12 protein-coding genes are annotated in these 12690 nt (G+C 65.6%); 11 read left to right on the top strand and 1 reads right to left on the bottom strand.

The window, feature by feature from the left end:
• Positions 1 to 20 precede the first annotated feature (20 nt).
• From ACX80M_RS10905 to ACX80M_RS10860, 10 genes are all read left to right on the top strand, one after another.
• Positions 21 to 794, top strand: coding sequence for an SDR family NAD(P)-dependent oxidoreductase (locus ACX80M_RS10905; protein WP_252600363.1), 774 nt, complete (start codon positions 21 to 23; stop codon positions 792 to 794).
• Complete coding sequence (locus tag ACX80M_RS10900; protein WP_252600365.1) at positions 787 to 1428, top strand: carboxymuconolactone decarboxylase family protein; 642 nt, start codon at positions 787 to 789, stop codon at positions 1426 to 1428. The genes ACX80M_RS10905 and ACX80M_RS10900 overlap by 8 nt, the downstream gene beginning before the upstream one ends.
• A 61-nt stretch (positions 1429 to 1489) precedes the next feature.
• Positions 1490 to 2509, top strand: coding sequence for a TAXI family TRAP transporter solute-binding subunit (locus ACX80M_RS10895; protein ID WP_459309638.1), 1020 nt, complete (start codon positions 1490 to 1492; stop codon positions 2507 to 2509).
• A gap of 6 nt (positions 2510 to 2515) precedes the next feature.
• Positions 2516 to 3031 carry a hypothetical protein gene (locus ACX80M_RS10890; RefSeq protein ID WP_252611056.1) on the top strand — a complete coding sequence of 172 codons (516 nt, stop codon included), beginning with the start codon at positions 2516 to 2518 and terminating at the stop codon, positions 3029 to 3031.
• Positions 3028 to 5115 (top strand): TRAP transporter permease, encoded by a 2088-nt coding sequence (locus tag ACX80M_RS10885; RefSeq protein ID WP_252611054.1) that lies wholly within the window; start codon positions 3028 to 3030, stop codon positions 5113 to 5115. The genes ACX80M_RS10890 and ACX80M_RS10885 overlap by 4 nt, the downstream gene beginning before the upstream one ends.
• Positions 5112 to 6017, top strand: a complete 906-nt coding sequence (locus ACX80M_RS10880) for a dihydrodipicolinate synthase family protein (RefSeq protein ID WP_252600372.1) — start codon at positions 5112 to 5114, stop codon at positions 6015 to 6017. Before ACX80M_RS10885 ends, ACX80M_RS10880 begins: the two co-directional genes overlap by 4 nt.
• 11 nt (positions 6018 to 6028) lie before the next feature.
• Positions 6029 to 6790, top strand: coding sequence for an SDR family oxidoreductase (locus ACX80M_RS10875; protein WP_308216185.1), 762 nt, complete (start codon positions 6029 to 6031; stop codon positions 6788 to 6790).
• A 16-nt stretch (positions 6791 to 6806) separates the two neighbouring features.
• Positions 6807 to 7703: a fumarylacetoacetate hydrolase family protein gene (locus tag ACX80M_RS10870; RefSeq protein ID WP_252600376.1), complete on the top strand. Its 897-nt coding sequence runs from the start codon at positions 6807 to 6809 to the stop codon at positions 7701 to 7703.
• A gap of 36 nt (positions 7704 to 7739) precedes the next feature.
• Positions 7740 to 8954: a CaiB/BaiF CoA transferase family protein gene (locus ACX80M_RS10865; protein ID WP_256471163.1), complete on the top strand. Its 1215-nt coding sequence runs from the start codon at positions 7740 to 7742 to the stop codon at positions 8952 to 8954.
• Between the two features lie 4 nt (positions 8955 to 8958).
• Positions 8959 to 10119 (top strand): acyl-CoA dehydrogenase family protein, encoded by a 1161-nt coding sequence (locus ACX80M_RS10860; RefSeq protein WP_252600378.1) that lies wholly within the window; start codon positions 8959 to 8961, stop codon positions 10117 to 10119.
• A 14-nt stretch (positions 10120 to 10133) separates the two neighbouring features.
• Here the strand turns inward: ACX80M_RS10860 and lhgO are convergent, their stop codons facing one another.
• Positions 10134 to 11366 carry an L-2-hydroxyglutarate oxidase gene (lhgO, locus tag ACX80M_RS10855; protein WP_252600380.1) on the bottom strand — a complete coding sequence of 411 codons (1233 nt, stop codon included), beginning with the start codon at positions 11364 to 11366 and terminating at the stop codon, positions 10134 to 10136.
• A gap of 48 nt (positions 11367 to 11414) precedes the next feature.
• On the opposite strand from lhgO, the gene ACX80M_RS10850 reads away from it, so the two are divergent.
• Positions 11415 to 12116, top strand: a complete 702-nt coding sequence (locus ACX80M_RS10850; RefSeq protein ID WP_252600382.1) for a GntR family transcriptional regulator — start codon at positions 11415 to 11417, stop codon at positions 12114 to 12116.
• Positions 12117 to 12690 lie beyond the last annotated feature (574 nt).

Genomic DNA, 12690 nt, shown 5'->3' with positions numbered 1-12690 from the left:
AATGGTGCGGATTTCTACCCATGAGTGACGCGACCCTCCACACGGATGTGGCCTCCGTGAACGACTGGCTCGGGTTGAACGGCGCCCGCGTCCTGGTGGCCGGCGCCGGCGGAATCGGGAGTGCCTGCATTGGGGAGTTCGTGGCAGCCGGGGCGAGCGTACTCGCGGTTGACCGCGACGAGTCCCGGCTGGCTGCCCTTGGTCCGGGCGTGGCCACCAAACGGGTTGACCTCACGTCCACGGAGGGCTGTGAGGATGCCGTTGCGTCGGCCCAGGAACGGCTCGGCGGACTGGACATCCTGGTGCACTCCATTGGCGTCAACCACCGGGTGCCGATTCTCGAAACCGCGGATGAGGACTGGAACCGCATCCTCGAGCTCAACCTCACCAGCGCCTTCCGACTCGGCCGCGCAGCCGGCCGCGTCATGGTCGAGGCCGGCTTCGGGCGCCAGATCTACTGCTCGTCGGTCTCCAGCCTCCTGGCGCACCCCGACCACGGCCCCTACGCGGCCAGCAAGGGCGGCATCAACCAGCTGGTCCGGGTCATGGCCCGCGAGTGGGCCGCCCACGGAGTAACGGTGAACGCCATCGCCCCCGGCTACGTGGACACTGAACTTACCAGGATGCATCTGGATCGCCCCGGGGTTCGCGAACACTACACCTCAATGGTCCCCGCCGGCCGGCTCGGGACGGTGGATGACCTCACCGGTCCTGTGCTCTACCTGTCTTCCCGGCAGGCGGCGTTTGTCACCGGTCATGTCCTGTACGTGGACGGGGGCAGGACCCTTGTGTGAATCGAACCACCTTGGAGCCGGATCCAACGCTTCCGGGCTGGGCGGCCGCTTCCCGCTCCTCATGCCGCATGAACTCTCGAACCAGCAGCGCGATCTGTACGGGGTCATCGCCGGCCCACCGAGGGGAAACGGGCCGTTTTCCATTGTCGACGAAAACGGACGCCTCAGCGGCCCCTTCAACGCGCTGCTGTACTCGCCCGCGATCGGAAACGCGGTACAGGCCCTGGGCGCCGTCCTGCGCTTTGACGGGTCGCTGCCGGCCCGCACCCGGGAGCTGGTGATCTGCGCCGTCGCCGCCGAGCTGGAGTCCGCCTACGAGTGGTACGCGCACAGCCTGGTCGCCACGACCGTTGGCATCAACGGCACCGAGCTGAAGCAGCTGCACGACGGCGATGTCCCGGACACCTTGTCTGCGGACGAAAGCGCGGCGCTGAGTTTGACGCGTTCCCTGTTGCGAGGCACCGCCGTTGACGAGGACGTGCATGCTGCCGCCCTTGAACACTTCGGACACGGTGGCATTACGGAGCTTTCGGTGCTGGTGGGCTATTACCGCCTGCTGGCAGGCATCCTCGCCGCCGGAGATGTTCCCGTTCCACCAGCCGCCGCCGGAGAACCCCTGCACCAGGCCACTTGACCGCCAAGCCAATTGACGCCCACCCAGCCAACAGCATGATCAAAAACAGGGAGATACAACCATGATTGCTATGAACATCACTGCCCGGAGGCGCATGCGCCGCCTGTGCGCAGCAGCTGTCCTTGTACCGGCAGTTTTCCTTTCCGCGTGCGGCAGCCCCGCCCCCAGCAGCGGCGGCGGTGGCGGCGGGGGCACAGCCGGCCAGGGAGGCATGTTGTCCATCGCGACGGGCGGCACCGGCGGGGTCTACTATCCGTTGGGCGGCGGCTTTGCAACTGTGATCCGGGACAACATCAAGGGCTATGACGCCACGGTGCAGGAAACCAACGCTTCCGTGGACAACATGTTGCTGCTCGAGAACGGGTCCGCACAGCTCGCCTTCTCAGTGGGCGACGTGGTGTCCGATGCCGTCAAGGGCGAGGGCAAATTCGCGGGAAAGCCCCAGGAGGTCTGCTCCCTTGGCAACATCTACAACAACTTTATGCAGGCCGTCACCGTAAACGACAAGGGAATCCAGAACGTCAAGGACATGGCGGGCAAAGTCATCTCGGTCGGCGCGCCCAGCTCCGCCACCGAGGTAGCGGCGCTGCGCATCCTTGAGGCCGCCGGAATTGACCCGAAGTCGGGCATCCAGCGCCGCCAGCTCGGCGCGGCGGAGACCGTCGCTGCGCTGCGCGACGGAACGATCGACGCCGGATTCTGGTCCGGAGGGCTGCCCACCGGCGCGCTGATCGACCTGGCCGGGGACGGCGACATGAAGCTGCTTTCAATCGGGGAGTACGCCAAACCCCTTGCGGAGAAATACGGCGCCTACTACGTGGAGCAGGACATCCCGGCCAACACCTACGAAGGACAGACCGAGGCGGTCCCGGCGATCGCTTCGCCGAACATCCTGGTCGCCAGCAAGAAAATGGACAAGCAGCTCCAGCAGGACATCACCACCGCACTCTTTGACAACAAAGAGGCCTTGATCAAGGTCCACCCCGCAGCCGGCGAGATGGATAAGGCCACCGCGGGGAAGGTTGAGTTCGTGGACGCCTGCCCAGGTTCGAAGGCGTACTTCGACAAGTCCGGAAGCTAGCACCCCATGCGTAAGCCAGCCGCCGCCGTCGTCGGTCTCGTTTGCCTCGGCATGCTGGGAGCAGGCGGGATTGCCGTGGCCGGCGCGCCGATGGAATCCCACCGTCCCCGCGCCGTCGTGATCAGCAACGACGGCGGCGTGCTGGCCAGCATTCCCCTTGCCGGGGACACGTTCGCAGTGAGCTACCGCAACTCCATCTACGGCACCGTCGCTGAAGAGCGGTACACCGTCCAGGAGGACGGCAGCTACCGCCTGGTGCAGCTGGCCGCCGATCAGCTGGCGGTGCTCGAAGAGTACTACGCCGTCCCCGGGCCGCCGTCCGCGGCCGGGGAAGGCGACCGCAGGGAGTGGGTGGCGGACCCAGATCCGGGGCACCCTGCGGAGTTTGGCCGGCTGTCGCTGGCAGCAACTGATCTGGGCCTCCGCACCGTGTACGTTCCGGGCGCTCCGCCGCTTGAACTATGGAAGTTAGTCGAAGACAGCGACCCGTTCGTTGTGCTATCCCTCAAGGAGACCCCATGACCGAGAAGCCCAACGGCAACGGCGCCGTTCAGGCACGCACGTCGCCTGAGCCCCCGGGGCGCACCGGACGGAGGAACGCGGATGACGGTGTCACCGCCGACCCCAGGGACAAGGAAGCGGTGATCGATGAAGAGGCGCTGATCGCGGAGTTTGAGGCTGAAAAGCCTGCCCGCCACCTGAACGGGAAACCCGGCATCGCGGTGAAGGCCATCGGCGTGGCATTGTCCTTGTTTGCGCTCTATTGGGTCTTCAATCCCATGCCCACCCAGTTCTACCTGCCCGCGTTCCTGATGGTCGGGCTGCCCATGACGTTCCTGGTCTACCGCGGGTGGGGCCGCTCGGCTGCCGCCAAGGCGTCCGGACGTTCTGACAACCCCCACATACTTGACTGGCTGCTTGCCGCAATCGCGGTCGTTCCGTTCGCGTACATCATCTCGGACTGGGACAGCTTCTTCCGCCGCGCGATCACGCCGACCTACCTTGATCTGATCATGGGCGTGATCGCCATCCTGGTCACCCTGGAGGCATCCCGCCGGACGGTGGGCATCCTCGTTCCGCTGGTCGTGGTCGGCTTTTTCGCGTATGCGGCGTTCGGTTCGTTCGTCCCTGCCCCCTTCAACACGTCCTCCTTCAACTGGATCCGACTTGTTGGCCACAACGTCATGGGGACGCAAGGCCTGTTCGGGGTTCCCACCGACGTTGCGGCGTCGTACATCATTCTTTTCACCATCTACGGCGCCGTCCTGGGCGCCTCGGGCGCCACCAAATTCTTCATCGACCTCTCTTTCTCTGCCTTCGGACAGTCAAAGTCGGGTCCCGGCCGGACCGTGACCCTCGCGGGTTTCCTGCTGGGCACCGTGTCGGGTTCCGGCGTCGCTACCACCGTAACCCTGGGCGGCATCTCCTGGCCGCTGCTGCGCAAGGCCGGCTACCCGAAGGAACACGGCGGCGCCATCCTGGCCGCTGCCGGTATCGGCGCCATCATGTCCCCGCCCACGCTCGGCGCCGCAGCCTTCATCATCGCCGCGTTGCTTGGAGTCTCGTACCTGCAGGTGCTCATCTGGGCCACCATTCCCACGGTCCTCTACTACTTCGGCATCATCCTCGCCATCGAAATGGACGCTCGGCGGTTCAAGACCAAGGCGGTGGAGCTGGACGTCAAGCCGGCCGGCAAACTGCTGCTGCGGTTCGGATACCACTTCAGCTCCCTCCTTGCGATCGTGGTGTTCATGGCCATGGGCATGACCCCGTTCCGGGCCGTGGTGTTCGCCACCGCGCTCGCATTCGTGCTCAGTTTCCTGGATCGCCAATCCTGGCTGACGCCCAAGCGGATCTGGGACGCGCTCGCCACGGGCGCCATGGGCGCCCTGTCCGTGATCCCGGTCATGGCGGCCGCCGGCCTCATCGTGGGAATCATGACCCTCACCGGCCTGGGCCTGAAGCTCGCGAACATCATCGTGGACTTTGCCGGCGGCAGCCTGCTCCTGACCGCCATCTTCTCTGCCATCTCCGTCACCCTCCTGGGACTTGCGGTGCCGGTAACGGCAAGCTTCATCATCTCGTGGGTGATTATCGGACCCGCCCTGCAGGATGTCGGCGTTCCCGCTTTCGCGGCTGCGATGTTTATCTTCTACTACTCGGTCCTCAGCGAGGTGTCACCGCCCACCGCGCTGTCCCCGTTCGCGGCGTCGGCCATCACCGGCGGCAGACCGATCAAGACGATGTGGCTGACCTGGCGGTACACACTGTCGGCGTTCCTGGTCCCGTTCATCTTTGTGCTGTCCGACGACGGCGTCGGGCTGCTGCTGCAGGGCAGTCCAGGATCGATTGCACTGGCATTCACCGTCTCACTGCTGGCGGTGGCCTCCCTTGCCGTGGCAACCGGGGCCTGGCTCTTCGGCCCGGCCCGCTGGCCCGAACGGGTCCTGCTGGGCGTCGGGTCACTGCCGATGCTGGTCATGGAGCCGCTCTACATCGGCATCGGGGCAGCCATCATTGCCGTGGGCGTCCTGGTACACATCATTGGGCTTCGCAGACACCGCACAGACATGGCCCTTGACCGAAAGGACGACGCATCACTATGACGACACCGATTCCGCACCTTGCCCCCGGCCTCTGGGGAGTTCTGGCCACACCGTTCAGCGGAACGGATTTTGCCGTGGACACCGACTCCCTGCGCCGCGAAGTGCAGCTTTACACCGCGCTGCCGGCTACCGGGATGGTGGTGCTTGGCGTCTTCGGCGAGGGAGCATCCCTCGATGCCCAGGAGCAAGCCCTGATTGTGCGCACCGTTGCCGAGGAGGGGAAGGGCGCGCCTCTGGTGGTGGGCCTCTCAGCCCGGTCAACGGCAGTGGCGCTGGAGCAAGCCCGTACCGCGGTTAAGGCGGCGGGCAGCAACCTTGCGGCACTTATGGTGCAGGCCAACAGCTCCGATCCAGAGGTGCTCGCGGCCCACCTGACCGCCGTGCACCGCGCCACGGGCGCGGGAATTGTGCTGCAGGACTACCCCGTGGCATCCGGGGTAAATATCAGCGCGGCGCAGATCCTCGAGGTCCTCGCGCAGTGCCCGTTCATCGTAGCCATCAAGTCGGAGGCGCCGCCGACGGCCTCCGCCATCGCGAGGCTGACGGGTGCCACGTCCGTGCCCGTATACGGCGGACTCGGGGGAGTGGGGCTGCTGGATGAGCTGGCCGCCGGCGCGGCCGGTGCCATGACCGGATTCTCGCATCCCGAAGGACTTCAGGCCGCCCTGAGCGCATGGGCCGACGGCGGATTCCGCGCCGCGCGCGAGGCTTTCGCTCCGTGGCTGCCCTTGGTGAACTTTGAGGCCCAGCCCGGCGTAGGGCTGGCCCTGCGCAAGGAGGTGCTGCGCCGCCGCGGCATCATCGCTGAATCCATCGTGAGGCCGCCCGCTCCGAAACTGCCGCCGGCGCTGGCGGACCTCATCGATGCCCACCTCGAAGCCGTTCGGGTGGTGATGGCCTGATGGAGACCGGTTTGAAGGGAAAGAACGTCCTGGTTCCGGGCGCAAGTTCGGGGATAGGCCTCGCCATTGCCCGGGCGTTGGCCGAGGAAGGCGCCAACGTGGTGCTGGCGGCGCGGCGCGAGGACCTGGTGCGGGCGGAAGCTGCGCGCCTGGGTTCCGCCGTCGGCGTCGGCATTGACCTCATGGACGACGGCGCCCCGCCGGCCTTGGTGGAAGCGGCGGAGGAGGCCTTTGGCGCGATCGATGTGCTCATTCTTAATAGCGGCGGACCGCCGCCCGGCGGCGCCGCGGACGTCTCCGTTGAACAGTCCCTTGGCGCCGTGCACCAGCTGCTGCTGCAGCACATCCGGCTCACTGCCCTCGTGCTTCCGGGCATGCGGGTCCGTGGGTGGGGGCGCGTGGTGGCAGTGGGCTCCAGCGGCGTGCAGCAGCCGCTGCCCAACCTCGCGTTGTCCAACATCGGGCGGGCGGGGCTCGCCGGCTACCTGAAGACCCTGGCGGCGGAGGTCGCCAGGGACGGCGTGACCGTCAACATGGTGCTTCCCGGCCGCATCGACACCGACCGCGTCGGCTCACTGGATGCAGCGGCGGCCAAACGCACCGGCCGCTCGCCGGAGGAGACGAGGGCGGACTCGGAAGCTTCGATCCCTGCCGGCCGGTACGGCAAGCCCGAAGAATTTGCCGCCGTCGTGGCCTTCCTCGCGAGCGGGCCTGCCTCCTACGTGACCGGGGAACAGATCCGCTGCGACGGCGGACTGGTCCGTTCCTACTAACCGAAAGAACCATTCCATGACTTCCCGCGTCCTTCATCTATGCGCCATCCGCGACGAACACACCCCCGATGCGGCCGCCCCCGGGCAGGCCCGCGAAGAGGCGGCCGTCGTCCACCCGCGGCGCGGAGCCGCGCTGGTCCGCGACCTGCTCCCGGGCTTTACCGGCGACATCCTCGATGTCCTGACCGGAGGCCTGCTCGGGGACCTGGAAACGGCCGCAGCCAACGCCGAGGACGCCGTCTTCCGCGATCCGGAGCACCTCACCTACGGCGCCCCGTACCGCCGCCCCCGCATGCTGTGGGGAATCGGCCTGAACTACGTCGAGCACGCCTCCGACCTCACCGAGGCCGTGCCCGACGAGCCTGCCTCGTTTATCAAGGGTGACCATACGGTCATCGGCCCGGACGAGAACATCCCGATCCCGGAGCAGAGCCAGCGCACCACCACCGAGGCGGAGATCGCCGTCGTGATCGGTCGATACTGCCGCAATGTCGAGCCGGAGGATGCCCTGTCCTATCTCGCCGGCGTCGTACCGGTCCTGGACCAGACCGCGGAGGACATCCTGCAACGCAATCCGCGGTTCCTCACCCGCTCCAAGAACTTTCCGGGATTCTTCTCCTTCGGCCCCCGGATCGTGCCCCTCGCCGAGGTGGAAGAGGCCGCCGGCTCCCTGGCCGAGGTCACGGTGTCCACCGTGGTCAACGGGGAGGTGCGCCGCAGCAATACGGTGTCGCACATGCGCTACGACCCGGCCTACCTGATCAGTTTCCACAGCAAGGTCATGCCGCTCTTCCCCGGTGACATCATCTCCACGGGAACACCCGGAGCAGTGCACATCGAGCCGGGGGACCTCGCTGAATGCCGCGTGACGGGCCTCGGAACCCTCAGCAATCCCGTGACCGCCTCCAACTGAGCTTGCCGAACCACAACCGAAGGAGGCTGACGCTCGTTGAGCAGCACCCCATCTTTCCCTCACGGCCCTCCCGCCGCCGCACCCTTGGACGGAATCAAGGTGGCGGATTTCTCCCGGGTCCTCGCCGGGCCCTTTGCAACCATGATGCTCGCTGATTTCGGCGCCGATGTGATCAAGGTGGAGAGCCCGGGCGGCGACGACACCAGGGCCTGGGTGCCCCCCGTGGACGAACACGGCGCGGGGACATACTTCTCCAGCGTCAACCGGAACAAGCGCTCGGTCGTGTGCGACCTGCGCACCGAGGAAGGGCTCGCGCAGGCGCGGGACATAGCGTTGGCCGCCGACGTCGTCGTTGAGAACTTCCGGCCGGGCGTCATGCGGCGCTTCGGACTGGACTATGAAACCCTGCGGGTGGAGCGCCCGGACCTGGTCTACTGCTCCATCACCGGATTCGGAAGCAAGGGCGGGGCGCACCTGCCTGGATATGACCTTCTGGTCCAGGCCGTGGGCGGACTCATGAGCGTCACCGGATCCCCGGAGTCGGAACCCAGCAAGGTGGGGGTGGCGCTGGTGGACGTGGTGACCGGCCAAAACGCGGTGGTAGGCATCCTTGCCGCTCTGCGGAGCCGTGACCAGACCGGCAGGGGACAGCTGATCAACGTCAACCTGTTGTCCTCGCTCCTTGCCGGGCTCGTCAACCAGGCCTCCAGCACCCTGGCTACGGGCGAATCCCCGCAGCGAATGGGCAACGCTCATCCCAGCATCGCGCCGTACGAGACGCTGCGCACCGCGGACGGGCCCCTCGCCTTGGCGGTGGGAACGAACAAGCAATTTGCCGCCCTGGCACGGGTGTTGGGCATTCCCGAACTGTCGGACGACAGCAGGTTCCGCGGGAACGTGGACAGGGTGGCCCACCGGGACGCGCTGAAGGCGCTGCTTGAGGAGCAGCTTCAAAAAAAGCCGGCAGTGGAGTGGTCGGGCCTGCTCAGTGAAGCGGGCGTACCCGCCGGCAAGGTCAACTCCATCGTCGAAGCGATCCAGCTGGCCGCCGATCTGGGGCTGGAGCCCGTAGTGGAGATTGCGGACGAGTCCAGCCCCCGAACCTCCCGACAGGTAGCCAACCCCATCCAGCTCTCGGAAACCCCCGCCACGTACCGGCGGCTGCCGCCGCTGCTCGGCGAACACAGCGGAGCGACGTTCCCGGCGCGGACCCACCGGGCAGCCCCCCAAACCCATCCCACCGGAAAGTAGAACCATGACTGACACTTCAGACCTCATCGGCATCGACACGCTGCTCACGCCGGAGGAAGTCACCGTGCGGGAGAAGGTCCGCGGATTCGTGGACTCGGTCATCAAACCGAATATTGCTGACTGGTACGAGCACGCGGAGTTCCCGCTGGAGATAGTCCCGCAGATGGCTGAACTCGGCCTGCTCGGCATGCACATCAAGGGCTACGGGTGCCCCGGCCGGACCTCGGTGGAGTATGGCCTGGCCGCCCTGGAGCTGGAGGCCGGCGACTCCGGGCTGCGGACCTTTGTCAGCGTCCAGGGTTCACTGGCCATGAGCGCCATAGCCAAGCACGGATCGGAAGAGCAGAAGCACGAGTGGCTTCCGCGCATGGCCGCTGGAACCGCCATCGGCTGCTTCGGCCTCACCGAGCCCTCCGCCGGGTCCGACCCCGGGAACATGCTGACCTTCGCAAAACGCGACGGCGACGACTGGATCCTCAACGGCACCAAACGCTGGATCGGGCTGGCCTCGGTGGCGCAGGTGGCCATCATCTGGGCCATGACGGACGACGGCGTCCGCGGTTTCGTCGTCCCCACCGACACCCCCGGGTTCAAGGCCACCCCCATCCAGCAGAAACTGTCCATGCGTGCGTCCATTCAGTGCGATATCGAACTGACGGACATCCGGTTGCCGGCGAGTGCCATGCTGCCCAAGGCCAAGGGCCTCCGCGGCCCGTTTGAGTGCCTCAATGAGGCCCGCTACGGCATCATCTGGGGCGCCATGGGGGCGGCACGTGACAGCTACCTCACGGCACGGGACTACTCGCAGCAGCGCATGCAGTTCGGCAAGCCGTTAGCCGGTTACCAGCTGACCCAGGAGAAACTCGTCAACATGGCATTGGAGATCAACAAGGGCACGCTCCTGGCTTTGCAGTTGGGCCGGCTGAAGGACGCCGGAGTCCTCCAGCCGCACCAAATCTCCGTGGGCAAGCTGAACAACTGCCGCGAAGCGATCAAGATCTGCCGCGATGCCCGGGCCATGCTTGGCGGCAACGGCATCACCCTGGACTATTCCCCGCTGCGCCACGCCAACAACCTCGAGAGCGTGCGCACCTATGAGGGAACGGACGAGGTGCACACGCTGATATTGGGCAACCACATCACCGGGATTCCGGCCTTCCGCTGAGGAGGCGCTTCCGGTTACTGGGCGCCGGCCCGCCCGGGGACGGCGCGCCCTTCGAGCGCTTGGTTGACGATGTATTCGGCGATGGCCAGGGAGGAGGTGGCGCCGGGTGAGGGGGCGTTGCGTACAAGGACTGTGTCCTGGCGGCGGGCAATCACAAAGTCATCCACGAGGGACCCGTCAGCGTTCATCGCCTGGGCACGTACACCCCGCGTGCCGGGAACGATGGACGCACCCTCGAGCGAAGGGACGAAACGCGTTGCCTCGGCGATGAATTTGCGCTTGCTGACGACGGTCTGGAACTCACGCGCAGCCGAGGGCAGGTTCTTGCGGGCGAAGTTCCAGAAAGCAGGGAACAGCGCATAGTCCAGGACGTCGCGCACATTGACGTCCTTCCAGGAGTAGGACTCCCGTCCGAACGAGATGAAGGCGTTGGGGCCCAGCATCATTTCGCCGTCGATGCGCTTGGTGAGGTGCACTCCAAGAAAGGGATGCTGTGGATCAGGAACCGGATAGATTAGGCCCTTTACCTGGCTGCGGGCCTCTGAACCGAGAAGAAAGTATTGTCCGAAGAACGGCACGATGCGCGGGGTGGAGGGTTCCCCCATCGACGCGGCCAGCCGGTCGGATTGGAGCCCGGTGCAGGCCACCACAAGGTCGTAGTGTTCACCTCCGTCCCTGGTGTGAACCACGACGCCCTGCCCCTGCTGTTCAAGAGAGCGGACTTCCTGACCCAGCCTGATCTGTCCGCCTGCCTCACGGACGTCGCCGGCAAAGGCGTTGGTGATGGCGGCATAGTCGACGATGGCCGTCTCAGGCGAGTGCAGTGCCGAGATCCCGACAGCATTAGGCTCCACGTCCCTGATCTCGGCGCCGCTGAGCATCCTGGCCCCCGGTACCAGGTTGGCTTGTGCCCGGACAAAGATAGCGTCAAGCCGCCGGCTTTCCTCGGCTGTCTGGGCGATGACGAGCTTGCCGCACTGATCGTAGGGCAGCTTCTTGGCGGCGCAGTATTCCTTCAGCAGATGGACTCCGCGGCGGCACAGCGTGGCCTTCAGGCCGCCGGGTTCATAGTAAAGGCCGGCGTGCACCACTCCGGAGTTGTGGCCCGTCTGGTGAGAGGCGAGTTTCTCCTCCTTCTCGTAGACAGTGACCGAGGCTCCTTCCAGTCGGTTTGTCAGCTCCCGTGCAACGGCGACACCGATAATGCCACCGCCGACGACGGCGCAGCGCAATGGTTCCGTGGGCATGTCGATCCTTATCATTGGGTGGAAAGTTGTCCGTGCGAGAATGTGCTCGTGGACAACCTTGAACGTGCAGTCAATCTGACAGATCAGGCCATCACAAGACTCCGAACTGCGATATTGGGCGGCGAGTTGAAGCCGGGGGAGCTTTACTCCGCGACCCAGCTGGGCGAATGGCTGGGTGTGTCGCGAACGCCGGTCCGGGAGGCAGTGCAGCAACTGGCGAAGGCCGGCCTTGTAGTAGTCGAGCGCAATAGAGGGATCCGTGTCCGGTCAACAACGTTGGAAGACCTGATCGAGGGATTCCAGGTCCGACTGATGCTCGAGGTGCCCGTGACCCGGCAAGCTACCGCAGTCCGCACGGACGCCGATGTCCAAAGGGTCACAGAGGCGTTCAACACCTTTCAGAAAATTGCCGAGAGCGGCGGTCCTGCTGCTACTTTGCGGGCCGACCGCGACTTCCACCTGGCGCTGCTAACTACCTCCGGCAATCACCGGGTGGTGAAAATACTGGAGGACTTGCGTAACGTCGTCCTGCTCACTGGGGTGGAAACCGTCCCCAAATCGCGTTCTTCCCGGGAAGCTTTTGAGGACCATCGGGACGTCTACGAGGCTTTCGTGGCCGGGAAGGCCGAGAAAGCCGGACAGGACATGCGGCGCCACATACTCAATACGGCCCGGCTGCTTATCCTGCGCGAAGCCCACGAACGCGGCATTCCCACGGGCGACGTTGACTCACTTCTCAGCTGGGCTTAACTCGCCTGGTAAACGAGCGGCGGAGATCTGGAATCGGCACCTCGAATAATCTGCATCCGTATAAATTACCCCTGTTGCATGCAACATGCAACACATATCGGGCGCTTGGTGACTCGGTTCCACGAGGACCCGCTCGGCCCTGTTGTCCTGTCCCAGTGACCTTAGGCCCTGGAGCAGACGACGCACCTGTTCCGGCTGCTCGAAGTTGGCGAAGTGGCCGCACAGCTTGCGCGGATCAGTGCCGGCGCTGGCGGTCCGCTCCGGCCGCGTCGCGGCAATATGCAAAGCCAGGAAGCCCGGCGTACCGGACGTTGGAGACCCACGTCCGAAGCCCTGTTGGATATGCACAGTGCACGGGCCCAGCTCTTGGTATTGTGTGCCGCCGCAGCGTAGCCGCCCACGTTGCGGATTCCTGCCGAACGCGCATGCCCGCCGTCCGTTGCTGATCTCTATCAGGGATCGGAGCCGCGGCGTCACCGGGCCGGACGAGGGGACGCATGCTTCTCCCGGTTCATGGCTTGTTAGCCGGCGGGTTCCCTGGCGGTTCCCGGAGGCTGCCTTCCTGTTCACGGTC

It is taken from the genome of Pseudarthrobacter sp. MDT1-22, from assembly GCF_054511035.1.
This window is presented reverse-complemented; position numbering and strand designations above follow the sequence as displayed.